Consider the following 16,892-nt stretch of genomic DNA (forward strand, 5'->3'; position numbering starts at 1 on the left):
ACGACCCGCGTGCGCAGCTGCTCGATCCGCTTCGCCGCGTCAGCACGCAGCGCCAGTGCCTCCGCGAGCTTCATCTCCTCGCTCATGCCGCGAGAGTAACGGCGATCAACTTCGGTTCCTACTTTGGCCTGGTGGTGCTTCCGGTGGTTCGACCCCTTCGCAGTCGGGGTCACCCCTCTGTCGACACGACCTTGCCGTCTGGACGCGGTGATCGCCTGGGTGAGGAGAACGATGATGCGCGTGACGCAGAGAAACCCAGTACTCAAGCTCGCCGACCTTCGCCGGACCTGTTCTCTGCTGCTGGACGAGATACAGCGCCGATTCGGCGATGCGATCAACCTGGCTGATGTGCCCGTCGACTACTACTGGAACGTGGACCTGGCCGCCGCGTTCGACATCCACCAAGGTCCCGAAGCGCACCTCGACTGCGGCCAGAGCAGCGACGACTTTGCCGAAGTGACAGCCGCGGCCCAGCGCGGACCAGACGACGTGATCGCGCTCTGGCACGACCTCGACCACCTGGCCGGAGTCCTGCGGCTGCTGGCATTTCTCGACCTACCCGCCAGGCCTCGGTGAGTGTTCCGCGAACGATCGTTTCTGATACCGGAGTCCCGCCCCAGCAAGTGCTGTGGTGTGCCGCCGTAACGTTTCCCGGCTGCTCGCGCGACGTGAATACGGCAAAGCCGACACGAAGGGGAGACGTGATGCGAGCTCGAGCACTTGTGATGGCTGGTGTCGCCGGTCTGCTGTCCTTGACAGTCACCGCGCCGGCGGAGGCGTCCGGCGTACCGGAGCTGTGGTCGACCGGACCGTTCACCGCGCAAATCGCGGTCAGAGCCGGAGACGTCAACGGCGACGGCAAGGACGACCTCGCCGGCTTCAACACCTTCCAGAACGCGTGCTACGTGAAGCTGTCGACCGGCTCGGGCTTCCAGCCGCAGCAGGATTGGAGCCTGTGCGCGAATAGCCTCGACGACAGCCCGTACTACGGATACTTCCTCGGCGACGTGGACAACGACGGCCGCGCGGACGCCATCACGGTCCGGCCGCACACGCATTCGAGCCCGCACATACAGGGCATCTTCGTGTCGAGGTCGATCATCGGCACCGACGGCGTGGAACGGTTCTCGCCGCCCACGCAATGGCTGAACAACACCATCGCCGGCGACCAGGGGAGCCTGGCGGTGGACCTGGAGGGCGACGGGGACACCGACGTGATCGGCTTGTTCGCGGGGGTCCCGCTATTGGCGGCAGTCTCGGACGGCACGAAGATGCTGAACCCGTTGACAACGTGGGGCCCGGACACCCTCCGCGGTGAGAAGGCGACGCTGGCGGCGGACGCGACCGGTGACGGCCTGGCCGATTGCATCCTCGTCGACTCGAGCGGTATGCGCGTGGTGCCCGCCACCACGGAGACCCGCTGGCACGTCACCCCGCCGCAGCAGTGGTCGACCACGCCGTTCTCCGGCACCGAGAAGACCTTCACCGGGGACATCGACGCCGACGGCAAGGCAGACCTCATCGCCGTCAACGACACCGATGTGCAGGTCATGCGCTCCACCGGCACGGGCTATTCCGCGCCCGAAGCGTGGTACGCGGGCTCGTTCGCCGGCACGAAGGACACCCTCACGGCCGATGTGGACGGTGACGGCGATACGGACCTCGTCGCGGTGAACGACACCGACATCTGGGTGCTGCGCTCGCAGTAGGACTCAGGAGTCCAGCACGACATCCGACGCCAATGCCGTGGGTCGAGCACAGCCATGCCGACGGAGTCTCCAGCCCGCTCCTGCGGGCGGCGGTCGGCGAGCTCCCGGATCCAGGGGGACTCGCCCGATGCGCTGTTCGCGTCGTGTCACGCTTCGCGCGTTCCGATCGGCAGCCCCTTCGAGCCGTGAAACCGCAGATCAAGGCGCTCGAAGGGGCTACCGATGCTTCGGGTGAGTGGGGCCGGAGAGACTCGAACTCTCACTGGCACGGACCTAAACCGTGTGCCTCTGCCAATTGGGCTACGGCCCCGGGAAAGCCTGGAGAATCGTAGCGCGCGCCACGTTCGGGGTGGCTCGGCGTGGCCAGTGGCCGTGATGGGGGTGTCGTCCTCTAACGTGGGCGCCTACAGTCCGACGCGGCGAGGAGGGCACGTGGCTCGCGACCCCGAGACCATCGAGCGTGAGATCGAGCAGGCCAGGACGGCGCTGGCGGCGACGCTCGACCAGCTGGGCACCAAGGCCAATCCCCAGAAGCTCGCGGCCCAGGCCAAGAACGGCATCCGCGCGAAGCTGGACGACCCCAAGGTCAAGTACCCGCTCATCGGCGTGGGGGCGTTGATCGTGGCGCTGCTGGTGCGCAAGCTGTTCCGCTGATCCACCGATACGTCTGAGCGGGCCCGGAGACGGGTCCGCTCAGACGTATTCACGTATGAAAGATCGACAAAGCGACAACTGGCCCGGCGTACCGGAACGGCGGTGTCAGGCGCGTGGGGAGACCGTCGGCTTCGAGGTGGGGACGGCGGGCGTCTCCTCGGCCTTGCGGTCCTCGACTTCCTTCGACAGCTGCTTGCTCGGCGGAAGCTGAGGCTTGGCCGCAGCGGGAGCACCAGCAGAGGCGGAAGTACCAGCAGAGGCGGAAGTACCAGCAGAGGCGGAAGCACCAGCAGAGGCCGAAGCGGCGGCAGCAGCCGGCTTCGAAGACCCCGACGGCGGCACCTCCAGCGGCTCGATGTCCGGCAGGGTGAGCCGCGCGGTCATGTAGGAGCTGGTGAACTCCAGGGCGCTCCCGTTGAGCAGGTGCACGACCGTGGGTCGCCCGTCCGGGGCGAGCTCGTCGACGAGCTGGTCCGCGCGGTCACGCGCGGCGATGATGCCCGGCGCCTTCGCGGTCCGTGCCTCGCCGCGGCCGCTGACGGTGATCGTCCAGTCGTCGTTTTCGTGCGCGTACGTCGCTGTGATCGTCTCCACCACTACCTCACCCCTCTCGCCATCAGCATGCGTCACTGGCCGAGACTCGGCCACCGCACGCTCATGACGCGATTTCTGCGCCCCCGCGCAACCCGCGACTGTCCATCAGTCTTTCTACAGGGTTCTCGATACCGTAAAGAAACTCTGTGTCACAAGACACGGGAGGGGATTCGCACTGAGTGACGACCGAATGGCCTAATGCGCGTGCATTTTCACGCGCACCTCAGCGGGCGCGTGGTGACAGTCCGGACCAGAGCATGTCCATGGCGTAGTCGGTCGCCATCTCGGGGGTCACGTCCGGGAAGCGCTCGCACCAGATCGCGAGACGCTCGCACGCGCCGACCACGAACTCGGCCGACGCTTCGGCGCGCAGTTCGTCCGAGTCGTCGAAGTGGCCGCTCATCAACGCCGCGATCAGGTCCGTCTGCTGCCGTCGTGTCTGCTCGATCTCGTCGGCCGCCGGCGTGCCGATCAGTGCCATCTCGTGCCGCAGCAGCGACCAGGCCTCCCGGCGCTCGCGGATGAAGACGAAGAACGCCAGCAGCCCGCGACGCAGCGCGTCCTCGGCGGAAACCGCGCCGACCGTCGCCTGTTCGGTCACCTCGCGCAGCGCCGCCCGCGACTGCCGGATGCACGCCAGCAGCAGGCCTTCCTTGGAGTGGAAGTACTCGTACAGCATCGGCTTCGACACGCCCACGAGCTCGGCGATCTCGTCCATCGACGCCGCGCCGTAGCCGCGCTCGGTGAACACCCGTTCGGCGACCTCGATCATCTGCCGTTCGCGCTCGGCCCGGGGCACGCGCTTGCGTTTCGCGGTGGTCACGAGAACACTCTACCGCCGGTAACCTACTCCAAGTAGGATGGACTTTGAGTAACACCAAACGGGAGGGCGCATGGGCAACCGCACCGAGACCGGGGTGATCGTGGTCGGGACCGGGTTCTCCGGCCTGGGCATGGCCATCCAGCTGCGCAAGGACGGCCGCGAAGACTTCGTGATCCTCGAGAAGGCCGACGACGTCGGCGGGACCTGGCGCGACAACAGCTATCCCGGCTGCGCCTGCGACATCCCGTCGCACATGTACTCGTTCTCCTTCGAGCAGAACCCCGGCTGGTCGCGCGCCTACTCGCCGCAGCCCGAGATCTGGAGCTACCTGCGCGGCGTCACGGAGAAGTACGGCCTGCGCCGCTTCTTGCGCTTCGGCCAGGAGATGACCGGCGCGCGCTGGGACGCCGATGAGAACCGCTGGCACGTCACCACCAAGTCGGGCGACGAGTTCGTCGCCAAGGCCCTGGTCGCGGGCGTCGGCGCGCTGCACCGCCCGCAGATCCCGCGCCTGCCCGGCATCGAGAATTTCGCCGGTCCGGCGTTCCACTCCGCGCAGTGGGACCACGACGTGGACCTCACCGGCAAGCGCGTCGCGGTGGTCGGCACGGGCGCGAGCGCGGTGCAGTTCGTGCCCCAGATCGTCGGGCAGGTCGAGAACCTGACGCTCTTCCAGCGCACCCCGCCGTGGGTGATGCCGAAGGCCGACCACGACATGCCCGGCTGGGTCCGCGGCCTGTTCAAGGCGGTCCCGCTCGCGCAACGCGCCTACCGCGACGTCCTCTACTGGATGCTCGAGGCCCGCGCCGTCGGCTTCAACGGCCAGCCGTGGGTGATGCAGCTCGGCCAGCGCATCGCCAAGCGCAACATCGACCAGGCCGTGGCCGACCCGGCTCTGCGCGCGAAGCTGACGCCCGACTACACCATGGGCTGCAAGCGCGTGCTGATCTCCAACGACTACTACCCGGCCCTGGCCAGGGACAACGTCGACGTGGTCACCGAAGGCGTCGCCGAGGTCCGCGAGCACAGCGTGGTCGACGCCGCCGGTGTGGAGCACGAGGTCGACGTGATCATCTACGGCACCGGCTTCCACGTCACCGACGCGTTCGACACGCTCGAGATAGTCGGGCGCGACGGGCGCAACCTCGCCAAGGAGTGGGCGGCCGAGGGGATGCGCACGCACCTCGGCATCACCGTCAACGGGTTCCCGAACCTGTTCTTCCTGCTCGGCCCCAACACCGGACTCGGCCACAACTCCGTGGTGTTCATGATCGAGTCCCAGATCTCCTACATCGCGCAGGCGCTGCGCCTGGCGGGCGACCGCGCGATCGACCCGCGGCCACAGGTGCAGGAGGCGTTCAACACCGACGTGCAGCGCAAGCTCGCGAAGGGGATCTGGACGCAGGGCGGCTGCAAGAGCTGGTACCTCGACGCGAAGGGCGTGAACCGCACGATCTGGCCTGGCTTCACGTGGCGGTACTGGCTCGACACGCGCACGGTTCGCCGGGAGGACTACGAACTGCTCGGCTGACAACGCAGGGCGCAAGGGGTACGAAGGGGACTTTCGCGGCAGGGGAGGAGGCGCGAAAGTCCCCTTCGTAGCTTGTGGGGAGGGCAGGAAGGCGCGCCGAACAAGCCCACGGACGGCGGTGGGCGTGCTCGGGTCAGGGATGAGGGGGCGGGGGCTTTCGCGACCCTCGACAACGCGAAAGCCCCCGGCCGGGACCGGCGAAACGGCCCGGGTCAGCTCCGCCCGTGGCTCAGGCGGGTGCGAGTTTGCGCAGGTGGCTGATCAGGTCGACGACCTGCAGGTCGCACAGCTCGGCCATCCGCTCGAGCGCGGCCAGGTCGAGCGACACCTCGGCCGGGCCCGAGCTCACCGTGGTCGCGCCGGCTCCCGGATCGCCACGGCGCAGCCGGTCCTCGGCCCAGCGGCGCAGGGGCAGCAGTTCGGGCGAGGCCTCGGCCACCACTCGCCGCAGGTCCACCCGCACGCGTCCGGGCTCTTCCACGAACACGCGCCGGTGCACCTTGGCCAGCAGGTCCTGGGGCAGCTCGTCCATCGCGACGCACAGCTCGACCAGGCGCACCACGGAACACTGCCGCGTGCCCAGCTCGTACGTCGCCAGCGTCTGCAGGGAGATCTCACTCTGCAGATGCGTGTTCAGCTCCTTGCGCGTCCAGCCTCGCCTGCGCCGGAGCTTGCGGAGCTCGTCACCGAGTATCCGCTGGTAGTGCTCAGCGTCGATCACCACTTCCTCGTCCCCTGCCCTGCTCACGCTCCCACACGCGGGCGTTCGCTCTCGTGACTGCGAACGCGTGCGCGTCTCACGTGTATGAAAGTGGGCAGTGCGCTTTTCCTTACGCGGTTTCGGGCAAGTCTTTGGTGACGATTTCGCAGACTGCTCCGAACGGACGAACCGCGGTGCGCTGAACAGGTCAGTTGACGCAGGGAACGCCATCGGCCGTGATCGGCTTCTGGTCGTCGCCGGCGGCCGGCGGGGGTGCCGGGGTCGACGCGGGCGCGTGGGCCGCGCCGGCCGGCGCACCGGAGCCGGCGTTGTCGGCGCTCGGCTGGTAGTCCGAGCCGAGGAACACCATCACGTGACCGGCGCCGACGCTCTTGTCCTCCTGCACCGTCGCCTTGGTGCCGAGCGCGTCGGCCACGGCGTTGCCGGAGTCCTCGCCGCCGGAGGGCACCCAGATCACGGTGGTCTTGCGTGAGGTCGCGTTGGCCGTGTCGCCCGCGGTGAAGCCCTTGCCGGTGAGCTGCTTCGACACGCTCGCGGCCAGGCCCGTGCGGCCCGAGGCGTTGCGGACGTCGACGGTGATGCCCTTGTTCGCGTCGTTGGTCTGGGGCGCCTGTTCTTGACCAGGCTGTTGGCCGGGCTGCGGACCGGCGAGGCCCTGCACGAACTTCTTCACGGCCTGCGGGTCGACCTTGATGGCGTCACCGTCGCTGGGCGACTTGTACGCGACGTCCTCCACCGGGATCGTGCGGAACTCGAGCTGCCCGCCGGTGAGGCCCTTCATCTGCTGGGCGAAGCTGAAGATGTCCCAGTTCTGGTTGAGGACCACCGACTTCTTGATGGCTTCGATGAGCGCGTTGAGCTTGCCCGGGTCGGTGAGCGTGCCGGCCGAGAGCACCTTGCGCGCCATGCCGGCCATGAACACCTGCTGGCGCACCACCCGGTCGAGGTCGCCGCGCGGCAGGCCGTGGCGCTGCCGGACGAACTCCAGTGCCTGCACCCCGGAGATCGTGTGCACGCCCTTGGTGAACTTCGCGCCGGAGTAGGAGTCGTCGACGCTGTTGTTGAGGCACACGTCGACGCCGCCGATGGCCTGCGTGATCTCGCTGAAGCCGAGCAGGTTGATCGCCGCGTAGTTGTCGATCGTCGAGCCGGTGAGCGCCTCGACGGTGGTGATCAGCTCCTTCGCGCCGGCCTGGTTGGCCTTGACGTCGAGCTCCTTCGGGTCCGTCACGCCTTGCTGCTGCAGGTCCTTGCGCGCCTGCAGCATCGCGCGGGGGTACGCGGAGTTGATCTTGTGCTCGCCGAAGCCGGGGATGTTCACGTACGAGTCGCGCGGCAGCGAGATCGCGACGGCCTTGCTGCCGTCGTTCGGGATGTGCACGAAGATCAGTGAGTCGGTGTTGAGCTCGCCGTCGGCCACGCCCGCGCGCAGCTGGGCGAGCAGCTGCGGGGAGAGCGGGTTGCCCTGCGCGTCGGTGCGGCTGTCGAGGCCGACCAGGAGGATGTCGCGCGCGCCGTCGGCGGGCTGGTCGCCGCCCGATTGCGGGTTGATCACGTCGGCGTAGTTGAGGCCGTTGACCAGGCCCTGCAGCGACGCCCACGCGTAGCCGGTGAAGGCCATGACCAGCAGCGACACCACGGCGAGGGTGATCTTCGCGCCGCGGTGCGAGCCTCGCCGGCCAGAGCGCCGCGGCGGCGGACCGGACCGGCGCTGCGCCGGACGCGACGGGCGGTGCTCGGCGTCGCGGGGGCCGCGCGGCCCAGCGCGATCACGCGCGGGCGGTGGCACCCGGCGTCCGCTCGCGCGCCCCGGCGGGTCCTGCCAGGGGCGGGCGGGGCGTCGGTCGCCTTGCCCGTTCCGAGGCGGGTGATCCACGCGGTCCGCTCCTTCTGCTCGTCCGTCTGCCTGCCACTGTCCGGGTCTCCCGGACCTTGAAGACGCATGGTGCCGGGACGGGGTTGCGGCGGGTTCGCACCTCCCCCGGCCGGTGTGGCCTGCACCACCCATGGTCCGCCAAGTCGGGCGCGTTCGCCTGGCCGGTTGTGTGCGTGTCGCGCTTCGAGTTTCTCGTCAAGAAGTCGCGCTCGCAGCGCGGCGCCGGGGAACCAGGCACGAAACGGCCGCGACCAGCGCAAACACCGCCGTCGCGGCGTGCAGGACCACGGTCGGCGTGCCGGCCGACGAGACCATCAGCGGCGGGCCGCAGGCGAGTGCGCAGACGAACCACGTGCCCGCCGACGCGGTGGCGCCCGTGCGGACGGTGTGCAGCAGGAGCACGCCGAGAAGCAGGTGCACGAGGCTCTGCACGGGGTCGAGGTGCAGGCCGAGGAAATCGGCGTCGGCGGCGACGTCGCCGAAGCGGGCCAGCGCGAGCCCGAAGACACCGAGTGTCGCGTAGCCGATGCCGAGCGCGGCGGCCGCTCTCGTGAGCAGCACCGGCCGCCAGCCGGTGGCCGTGCGCGGTCTCGGCGGGGGCGGCGCGGGTTCGCCGTGGCCGCGCGGGTGGCGTTCGAACCACCAGAACACGCACCCCGCCGGCACGAGCAGTAGCGCGATCGCCATGGCGGTGCGCGGTTTCACGAGCCAGCTCAGCCCGTCGGCGATCGGGCCCGGCAGGTAGACGACGGCGACGAGCAGCAGCATCGCCGCCAGGAACGCCAGGTACAGGCTCATCGGCGCCCGCAGCACGAACCCGGCCGCGCGGCTGACCCGCGGCCACGCCGCGACGCGCACCAGCCGTCCACCGAGCACGCCCGCCAAGCCGAGCTGGGTCACGCCGAGCAGCAGGACCTCCCACGGCGGCGCTGACAACGCGGCCGGCGCGCCCGGGCTGCCCAGCAGGATCGGCGACGCGCCGAGCGCGAAGGTGGCCACGGCCAGAGCGCCCACTCCGGCCACGGCGGCGCCCGCCAGCACCGGCCGGGGGAGCCGCACCCCGTCGGCGTGGGCGAACGCGATCTGCTGGGCCAGCAGCGCGAGCGCCAGGGTGGCGCCGTAACCGGGCAGCGGCGAGCCGGACCAGGCCGCGGTGGCCTCGCCCGCGACGACGAGCGCCAGCAGGCCGGCCACCGACCACAACCCGGCGCGGCGGTGCAGCGCGAGCAGTGCGGGCGCGCAGACGACCGTCAGCAGGTACACGCCCAGCAGCCACAGCGGGTGCAGCGCGATCCGCATGACCGTCGCGTTCGTGCCTGCGGGAATGCCGAGCAGCTCCAGCGCCAGCGGGACGAGCAGGGCGACCACGGCGAAGATCAACGCGGGGCGCAGCAGCGGGCTCGCGCGCTCGGCGAGGTAGTGGCGGTAGCCGCGGTCGCGTTCGGCCGGCCAGCCGGTGACGTTCGCGTAGCCGCCCGCGAAGAACAGCAGCGGCGTGAGCTGCGCGAGCCACGTCAGCGGCCACCACGCGGACTCGGGCGCGCCCGCCCAGTCGGCCAGCGCCGTCGCCGATTCGCCGAGCACGAGCAGCACGGCCGAGGCAGCGCCGAGCACGGCCCAGCGGGTGGGGGGACCAGTCGCGGCGCGAGCGGGTCGGGGGGTGGCGCGCCGGGCCGTGTGCCAGCCGCGCAGCCGGAACACGAGCAGGCAGCCGATCACGAGGACGCCGGCGACCATCGGCCCGATCGGGTCGGCGACCGGAGGTCCCCACCGCTGGTGCCACGAGTTCACGACGAGCCCGGCGGAGTAGAGCGTGGCGACGACCTGGCAGGTGCCCGGCGAGCCCATCGGGTTCACCACGCACGCGTGGTGCATGTCCTGCGACAGCCGAGCGTCGAGCGAGGCCCGCACGCTCTGGTCGAGCGGGTGGCCCTTCTTGTCCGCGTAGCGCAGCAGGTCGTAGCCCAGGTCGTGGGCCTTGCACGGCACCGCGTAGTCCCACTTGGTGTTGTCGTCGCCCCACGGGGTGGAGCACCCGCCGTCGACGTGGACGGCGCGAACGGTCCCGTCGCGTGCGGCCAGCGCACCCGGCGTCACGCCGCTGACTGCGGTGAAGTCCTTGGGCAGGAGCGCGAGCGCGGTGGGCTGCGGGCCGGGGTGGGTCAGCGCGGCGATGGCGTTCTGCGCGGCCAGTACGTCGCCCGTCGGCGGTCCCTGGTCCGGCGGCGACGCCGGGCGCGAGGCGATGAGCCCGAAGCCGAACACGACGAAGAGCACCAGCAGCAGCCAGCCCGACGTCGACCACGGACGGCGGGCGCGAGCGGCGGCCGGAGGCCGGTCGTCGGTGGCGGGCATGCGCTCAAGGGTGCCAGTCCCACCCGGGCGGCGGCATGGGGATGACCCCCGGAAGGGGTGGGGATCTCCCCGGGTCCGGGCCGGGCACCACATTTCAGGGGGTGGTGAATTGCATCACAGTCCCCTTTTCGCGACTTCCGGTCACGGAGAGCAAGCCCTGCTTAATTGGCTGTCCGTTTTCGGGGCCCGTTCACCCAACGCGATTAATCGCAATTGGCCGGGCGGCGATTTCGCTCAGGCCACGCGCGGCGGCGGATCCGCGTCGGCGAACCGGACTTGATTCCGGCCCCCTTCCTTCGCGGCATACACGGCGGCGTCGGCCGCGTGCAGCAACTGTTCCACCGTCGATCCGTTCGGCCCGAGCAACGCCACTCCGATCGACGTGGTCCGACCGGTGATGCGGGCGCGTCCGCCGCGTTTGTCGGTGGTCACGATCTGCTGTTCGGCGATCGCGAGACGGATCCGTTCGGCCGCGACCTTGGCGGCCGTTTGGTCCACGTCCGGCAGCAGGATCAGGAATTCCTCGCCGCCGAAGCGGCCGATGATGTCCCTGGGGCGCGTGATGTCGTCCAAGGTCTGGGCCACGGTGCGCAGGACGTCGTCGCCCGCGGGGTGGCCGTAGGTGTCGTTGATCCACTTGAAATGGTCCAGGTCGATCATCAGCAGCGCCAGCATTTCGTTGCCGCGAGCGGCTCGCGTCAAGGCGCGGTCGGCTGATTCGGACCACCCGCGCACGTTGAAGATGCCGGTCTTCGGGTCCGTGCGCGCCTCGGACTGCAGCTGGTTGATCTCGGCGAGCCGGTTGCCCAGCACGGTGATGAGCACCAGGATCACGATCGCCGGCGGGAAGTTCACCAGCAGGATCGTGGCGATCGTGCCGAGACCGATGGTCGAGAGCTCCAGCAGGTTGTCATCCTTGGTGCCCAGCACGTTGCTCAGCGTCGGGGCGGAAGTTCCGCCCAGTGCGAGCAGGCTGCCGATGACGATCGCCTGCAGCGCCGCGTAGCAGAAGCCGACCAGCATGAGGATGCCGAAGAGCTTCAGCGAGTTGTTCGGCGTGAGGTTCTCCAGCTCCGCTGAGGCGAAGGTCTGGTACAGCTGGTGTGCCGCCAAGGCCGACACGGCGTGCGTGAACGAGGTGAATACGAACTTGTGCGGAGGCCGCCGCGAGTTGAACCACCGCTGCCCGCGGACGATGACGATCAGCAGCAGTGTCAAGGGGATCGGCAGCAGCAGCGCGCCAGGGAACACCCAGATCCCCGACAGGTCGATGTGGACGGCCGTCACGCGGTTGCGCCGCCGCTCCTCCTGCCGGCGCGTGAGCTGGATGTGCACCGTGGCGCACACGGCGAGGATGCCGAACCGGGCCCAGTCCAGGGCGGTGGCGGGACGGCCGGTGACGATCCCGAACGTCAGCAGGCCGATGGCAAGCGCTTCCCAGGAAAGCAGGAAAACGATCATCGGGCGCGGCTTCGTCCACAGATCCCACGACCGCACGGGATTGCCGGAAATCAACTCACCGAGCCGTTGGCCGACACCCTGCGACCGCGCGGTTGCTTTTTGTGCATCACTGCGTGCATCCCCTTGCGCATGCCCGGAAGAATCCTGGAACTTCGGTGCGTGATCATGGGAGGGTGTGGGTACCCCGCGATTGGAGTCCGTGGGTTCACCGTGCGCGCGTGCGTTCTCGGGCATCGGGCTCGGCCTCCTCCGGTCTCTCGGGTGGTTCGCGTCTGGTGGTATCCACTGTGGTGCTGTTATCGCTTACCGGTATCATCGCACTCACCGACTCCCCGGCGGTGGGCCCTCCGCGAGGGCTGAATTCGTGTTCCGTCCAACCGTGTGCCTCTTACCCTGAGGTGCCTTCCCCCGATGGCTGGTGAATCCTGAATGCGAATTGCAACGCCAGTCGCTGAGCTGTGCCCTCGAGGAGGTGTTTTCCCGATGCGCGACCGCGAGGCCTGAATCGTTCTTGTCTGTTTTCCCGGAAATTGTCAGTGTGCTCAGTGCTCTCTGTTCGAGGAGGTGTCCGACCGTGCGTGACCGCGAGGCGTGATTCCGGTGACCGGCAACCAAGAGTTCGTGACAGCGTGAGCAGAGGAGAGTCGCGATGCGTGACCGCGAAGCCTGAGAACAAGACGCACCCCCAGACTTCGATCCGGAGGTCAGAACCGGATCGCCCCGGCCGGTGAACGAGCCGGCCACGACTCAGAGCCCGGTACCGGCTGCGACCGCGTGCCGCACCCGGGTCCATGAGAAGGCGGTGGGGATGGCCAGCGCCACGCCGAGCAGACCGGCGAGCGCGATGGCGGTGACCGCGGACCCGGTCACCTGGGCGACCACCCCGCCCAGCGCGACCCCGACTCCCTGCGCGACCCGCAGCCCGGTGCGGTAGAGCCCGCCGGCGCCGCCGCGCAGCTCGTTCGGCACCCAGGTGGCGAACGTCGCGGTGACCGTGATGATGTACGCGCCCATCGCACCCGCCAGTGCGAGGAGCACGAGAGCCAGTGCAAGGTTCGGCTGGAGCAGGAACAATGCGAGCAGGGCCAGCGACGTCGTCGCGAGGATGCCCAGCAGCCGCAGCCTGACCTGGGCGGACGCGAACTTCGAGAGCAAGTAGGCACCGGCCACGAACCCCAGCGGGTCGGCAGCCAGCAGCCAGCCGACGGCCGCGGACGACGCGCCGAGCTGCTGCGCCAGCGGAGCCGCGAGCCCTTCGGGGACCACCGCGAGCCCGACCAGCCACGACAGCGCGATCAGAACCCGCAGCCTGCGCTGCCCGAACACGAACCGCGTGGCCCCGAACCACGTCGACTGCTCGCCGCCCGCGGCCGGGCGATCGTGCACCCACACGCGCACGATGAGCGAGGCAACGGCAAAACTCACGGCGTCGATCGCCAGCGCCCACGACGTGCCCACGAATGTCACCAGGAGGCCGCCGCCCGCGAGCCCCAGCAGCATCACCGTGTTGGTGGTGATCCCGCGCAGGTCCTGGCTGCGCAGGTAGATCTCGTCGTCGGTGAACACTTCGCGCGTGATCGCGTTCTGCGCGGCGTTGGCGGGTGACGCGGCCAACTGCACGGCCACGAGCAGGCCGCACAGTACGGCCAGCGGCATGCCCGGCAGGCTCATCAGCCCCACGAGCATCGCCTGCACCGCCGCACTCACGCTCAGCACCGCGCGGCGCCGGTAGCGGTCGGCGAGGAAGGACAGCCCGAGCCCGCCCGCCAGGGCGGGGAGGAACGTGAGGGCGTAGACGACGGCGGCCCAGAGGGCCGAGCCGGTGCGGTCGTAGACGAGGATGGCGAGCGCCACCTTCGCCAGCTGGTCGCCCGCGCTCGAGATGGCCTCGGCCGCCCACAGAACGCGGTACTCGACGTTCCGCAGTGGCGCCGTCAGCCGTGGCGTGGCGTGGGTCGTCACAGGGTGACCACTTCCCCCTCCCCGATCGGGTGAACGTGTCCGGTGGGCATTCTGCCTGGGCTGTGACGGCGACCCCGAGGGAGTCACAGGTCCGGGCAGCGGGACAACAATCAGTATGCCGCTGATTACGCGCGGGCGAACAGTAGAACGATCGTTCTCCGCGGTCGGGCTGTTCAAGGGGGCCCGGACCACGCCGGGCGGACCCTGATTTCGGTCGGTGGTGACCAGTCCGGAGGTACCGGAGCACTGATCGTGCGTGACTCGCTCGTCGCATGACGCCCACCGTTCGCCGCCGTCGCCCTGTTCCCCGTGCGGAATGGCCCAACACTGGAAAAGAGCCCGGTGGAGCGACCCCTCGCCCCTCCGGTGCCTGGCAGCGGGGAGATGGTTATGGACAGGCTCATGCAGGACAAGGCCGTGGTCGTCACAGGCGCCGGCCGGGGACTCGGCGAGGCGTTCGCCGTGCACGTGGCCCGCGCGGGCGGGGCCGTGGTGGTCAACGACGTCGACGCCGGGCTCGCCGAGCGCACGGCCGAGACGATCCGGCAGCGCGGCGGCCGGGCCGTCGCGAGTGGACACAGCGTGGCCGACCCGGCGCAGGCCCAGGCGATCGTGGACCTGTGCGTCGGCGAGTTCGGGCGGATCAACGGCCTGGTCAACAACGCCGGGCTCAACTACGAGGCCCTGCCGTGGGACGACAACGTCGAGCAGGCCAGGGAGCTGGTCGAGGTCAACGTCCTGGGCGTGATGTACACGGGCCTGGCGGCGATCAAGGCGATGGTCGCCGGGGGGATTCGCGGGTCCATCGTGAATATTTCGTCGGGCGCTTCGCTGGGGCAGCGCAAGCTCGGCGTGTACGCGGCTTCGAAGGGCGCGGTTGCTTCGTTGACGTATTCGTGGGCCCTGGACCTGGAAGAGCACGGGATCCGCGCCAACGCGGTGTGCCCGGTGGCGCACACGCGGATGGTGTGGAAGTCGGAGCGGGCGTTGCGGGCTTGTCCGCCCGAGCGGACGCCGTCCCGGATCGCGCCGGTGGTGTTGTTCCTGCTCGGGGATGGGTCGGCGGGGATCACCGGGCAGATGATCCGGTGCAACGGGCCGCAGCTGCACGTGATGGGACAGCCGTTCCTGAAGCAGCCGATCCTCGAGCGGCAGGTGTGGGACACGGAGACGGTGCAGAACGCCTTCGACGAGGTGTTTTCGGCGCACCTGGAGAACTACGGGCTCGAGAAGCGGGTGCCGCCGCGGCTTCGCAAGTGGACGGACAGCAGCCGGATCGCCTGACGGCCCACCCCGGGCGGGGCTCATCCGAACCGCCCGGGGTCGGCGATCAGGACGCCGGGGTGACAGCGGTGTAGAGGTCCTTGATCGCGGCGTCGTAGCGCTCGTTGATGACGCGGCGCTTGAGCTTCAGCGTGGGCGTGAGCTCACCGGTTTCGGGGGTCCACGCCTGCGTGATCAGGTGGTAGCGCTTGATCTGCTCGATGCGCGCCAGGCGGCTGTTGGCGGATTCCACCGCGCGTTCGATCTCGGCGAGCACCTGGTCGTGGGTGGCCAGCTCGTCGATGCCGGACGCCTCGATGCCGTTCGCCGCGGCCCAGCCGGGGGCGATCTCGTCGTCGAGCACGATGAGGGCGGTGACATACGGGCGGTCGTCGCCGATCGCGACGGCCTGGCCGATGAGCGGGTGCTCCTTGAGCAGGCCCTCGATGCGGGTGGGGGCGATGTTCTTGCCGCTCGAGGTGATGATCAGTTCCTTCTTGCGGTCGGTGATCCGCACGAAACCGTCTTCGTCGATGGTGCCGATGTCGCCGGTGGCGTACCAGCCGTCGGCGTCGGTGGCGTCGGCGATGGAGCCGTCTTCCTGCAGGTAGCCGAGGAACACGATGGGGCCGCGCACGAGCAGCTCGCCGTCTTCGGCCACCTTCACCTCGACGCCCTCGAGCGGCTTGCCGACGGTGCCCGCGCGGAAGCCGCCGGCGCTGTTCGACGTGGCCGCGCCGGTCGTCTCGGACAGGCCCCAGACCTCCTGGATCTCCACGCCCAGGCCGGCGATGAAGTACAGGACCTCCACCGGCAGGGCCGCCGCGCCACTGGAGGCGACGAGCACCTTGTCCAGACCGAGCAGCGCGCGCACGGGGGCGAGCACGGCTTCGTCGGTCTTCGCGATGCGCTCGGCGAGCTCGGCCGGCACCTCCTTGCCGTCGGAGCGCAGCTTGTAGCCCTCCTGCAGCAGGGCGTTGGCCGAGAGCAGCGCCTCGCGCCGGTCCTCGGGTACGCCGCCGAGCATGTTCTTCATGCCCGCCACCATCTTTTCCCACACGCGCGGTACGCCGAAGAAGCTCTCCGGGTGCACCTGCCCGAGCGCGGCGACGACTCCGGCGGCGTCGGCGACGGTGTGCACGTGGCCCGCCCACAGCAGCGGCAGGTAGATCGACAGCTCGCGCTCGGCGATGTGCGCCAGCGGCAGGTAGGCGATGTTCTTGGCGTGCATGGGCGCGTCGTGCAGGTTCTGCACCGCGAGTCCTTCGTGGACGGCGTTGCGGTGCGACAGCACGACACCCTTGGGGTCGCCGGTGGTGCCGGAGGTGTAGATCATCGCGAGCGGGTCGTCCGGCTGGATCGCCTGCCACGCGGCTTCGAACGCGGCGGGGTCTTCGGCGAGTGCCGCGCGTCCGGCCTCGCGCACCTCGGCGAAGGAAACGAACCGTTCGTCGCCGGCCGGGATGGCGGCCGCGTCCATCACGACGACGTGGCGCAGCGCGGGGAGATCGTCGAGCACCGGCAGCCAACGATCGAGCTCACCCGTGCCGCCGAGGACGACCACGGGCGCGGCGCTGTGGCGGGCGACGTAGCGGATCTGGTCCGGGCTCAACGTCGCGTACGCGGTGCACGGGATCGCGGCCAGGTGCACGGCGGCGAGGTCGGCGACCAGGTGGTCGGGACTGCTCGCGGCCATGATCAGCATGCGGTCGCGCTTGCCGAGGCCGAGCCCGGCCAGGCCGCGCGAGAACTCGGCGATCGCGGTGCGGAACTCGCTCCAGTTCAGCGTCGGGTGACCCTCGAGGTCGAGCGAGGTGACGGCGGGGTGTTCGCCGTACTCGGTGGCGTTGCGGTGCAGCAGGCGGGGGATCGTCTGACCTTCGGCCTGTGCGGCTGCGGACTGCGGGGTGGTCAACGCTGGCCCTCCTCCAGTGGTGTGGATG

General features: G+C 69.6%; 13 protein-coding genes and 1 tRNA gene. 5 read left to right on the top strand and 9 right to left on the bottom strand.

Translation table 11 applies throughout. The features are described from left to right. The first annotated feature begins 234 nt into the window (after positions 1–234). Positions 235–576: a hypothetical protein gene (locus AB0383_RS25915; RefSeq protein ID WP_366188766.1), complete on the top strand. Its 342-nt coding sequence runs from the start codon at positions 235–237 to the stop codon at positions 574–576. 149 nt (positions 577–725) lie between these two features. After that, positions 726–1,709 carry a VCBS repeat-containing protein gene (locus AB0383_RS25920; RefSeq protein ID WP_366188767.1) on the top strand — a complete coding sequence of 328 codons (984 nt, stop codon included), beginning with the start codon at positions 726–728 and terminating at the stop codon, positions 1,707–1,709. Between the two features lie 236 nt (positions 1,710–1,945). On the opposite strand, the gene AB0383_RS25925 is transcribed toward AB0383_RS25920, so the two are convergent. Continuing rightward, a tRNA-Leu gene (locus AB0383_RS25925) sits at positions 1,946–2,019 on the bottom strand. 122 nt (positions 2,020–2,141) lie between these two features. Here AB0383_RS25925 and AB0383_RS25930 point away from each other — a divergent pair. Then, on the top strand, positions 2,142–2,363 hold the full coding sequence (locus AB0383_RS25930; protein ID WP_364187255.1) for a DUF3618 domain-containing protein: 222 nt from the start codon (positions 2,142–2,144) through the stop codon (positions 2,361–2,363). A 105-nt stretch (positions 2,364–2,468) separates the two neighbouring features. On the opposite strand, the gene AB0383_RS25935 is transcribed toward AB0383_RS25930, so the two are convergent. Together AB0383_RS25935 and AB0383_RS25940 are read right to left on the bottom strand one after the other, a co-directional pair. Continuing rightward, complete coding sequence (locus tag AB0383_RS25935; protein WP_364187258.1) at positions 2,469–2,960, bottom strand: hypothetical protein; 492 nt, start codon at positions 2,958–2,960, stop codon at positions 2,469–2,471. A gap of 220 nt (positions 2,961–3,180) precedes the next feature. Continuing rightward, positions 3,181–3,780, bottom strand: coding sequence for a TetR/AcrR family transcriptional regulator (locus AB0383_RS25940; RefSeq protein ID WP_364187261.1), 600 nt, complete (start codon positions 3,778–3,780; stop codon positions 3,181–3,183). Positions 3,781–3,850: 70 nt separating this feature from the next. Between AB0383_RS25940 and AB0383_RS25945 the strand changes: the two genes are divergently transcribed. Next, on the top strand, positions 3,851–5,311 hold the full coding sequence (locus tag AB0383_RS25945) for an NAD(P)/FAD-dependent oxidoreductase (protein ID WP_364187264.1): 1,461 nt from the start codon (positions 3,851–3,853) through the stop codon (positions 5,309–5,311). A gap of 229 nt (positions 5,312–5,540) precedes the next feature. Here AB0383_RS25945 and AB0383_RS25950 read toward each other — a convergent pair whose 3' ends face one another. The 5 genes from AB0383_RS25950 to AB0383_RS25970 all read right to left on the bottom strand — a co-directional run bounded on the left by AB0383_RS25950 (position 5,541) and on the right by AB0383_RS25970 (position 13,686). Beyond that, positions 5,541–6,035 carry a helix-turn-helix domain-containing protein gene (locus AB0383_RS25950; RefSeq protein WP_220247062.1) on the bottom strand — a complete coding sequence of 165 codons (495 nt, stop codon included), beginning with the start codon at positions 6,033–6,035 and terminating at the stop codon, positions 5,541–5,543. A 184-nt stretch (positions 6,036–6,219) separates the two neighbouring features. Continuing rightward, positions 6,220–7,653, bottom strand: coding sequence for an LCP family protein (locus AB0383_RS25955; RefSeq protein ID WP_366188856.1), 1,434 nt, complete (start codon positions 7,651–7,653; stop codon positions 6,220–6,222). Between the two features lie 450 nt (positions 7,654–8,103). After that, on the bottom strand, positions 8,104–10,263 hold the full coding sequence (locus AB0383_RS25960; protein WP_366188768.1) for a phospholipase: 2,160 nt from the start codon (positions 10,261–10,263) through the stop codon (positions 8,104–8,106). 234 nt (positions 10,264–10,497) lie between these two features. Further along, on the bottom strand, positions 10,498–11,724 hold the full coding sequence (locus AB0383_RS25965; RefSeq protein WP_366188769.1) for a GGDEF domain-containing protein: 1,227 nt from the start codon (positions 11,722–11,724) through the stop codon (positions 10,498–10,500). Positions 11,725–12,471: 747 nt separating this feature from the next. Continuing rightward, entirely contained in the window at positions 12,472–13,686 is a 1,215-nt protein-coding gene (locus tag AB0383_RS25970) for an MFS transporter (RefSeq protein ID WP_364184296.1), read from the bottom strand. A 390-nt stretch (positions 13,687–14,076) separates the two neighbouring features. Between AB0383_RS25970 and AB0383_RS25975 the strand changes: the two genes are divergently transcribed. Continuing rightward, positions 14,077–14,970, top strand: a complete 894-nt coding sequence (locus AB0383_RS25975; RefSeq protein WP_364184298.1) for an SDR family oxidoreductase — start codon at positions 14,077–14,079, stop codon at positions 14,968–14,970. Between the two features lie 46 nt (positions 14,971–15,016). On the opposite strand, the gene AB0383_RS25980 is transcribed toward AB0383_RS25975, so the two are convergent. After that, positions 15,017–16,864 carry an AMP-dependent synthetase/ligase gene (locus tag AB0383_RS25980; RefSeq protein ID WP_364184301.1) on the bottom strand — a complete coding sequence of 616 codons (1,848 nt, stop codon included), beginning with the start codon at positions 16,862–16,864 and terminating at the stop codon, positions 15,017–15,019. Positions 16,865–16,892: the final 28 nt, after the last annotated feature.

The sequence above is a fragment of the Amycolatopsis sp. NPDC051373 genome (assembly GCF_040689465.1).
Classification (GTDB): Bacteria; Actinomycetota; Actinomycetes; order Mycobacteriales; family Pseudonocardiaceae; genus Amycolatopsis.

Bases quoted from the DNA above. Each gene is read 5' to 3' on its own strand.
- AB0383_RS25945 (WP_364187264.1), top strand. From the start codon at position 3,851: ATGGGCAACCGCACCGAGACCGGGGTGATCGTGGTCGGGACCGGGTTC.
- AB0383_RS25960 (WP_366188768.1), bottom strand. From the start codon at position 10,263: ATGCCCGCCACCGACGACCGGCCTCCGGCCGCCGCTCGCGCCCGCCGT.
- AB0383_RS25975 (WP_364184298.1), top strand. From the start codon at position 14,077: ATGGACAGGCTCATGCAGGACAAGGCCGTGGTCGTCACAGGCGCCGGC.
- AB0383_RS25965 (WP_366188769.1), bottom strand. From the start codon at position 11,724: ATGATCGTTTTCCTGCTTTCCTGGGAAGCGCTTGCCATCGGCCTGCTG.
- AB0383_RS25915 (WP_366188766.1), top strand. From the start codon at position 235: ATGCGCGTGACGCAGAGAAACCCAGTACTCAAGCTCGCCGACCTTCGC.
- AB0383_RS25920 (WP_366188767.1), top strand. From the start codon at position 726: ATGGCTGGTGTCGCCGGTCTGCTGTCCTTGACAGTCACCGCGCCGGCG.
- AB0383_RS25955 (WP_366188856.1), bottom strand. From the start codon at position 7,653: ATGGCCTTCACCGGCTACGCGTGGGCGTCGCTGCAGGGCCTGGTCAAC.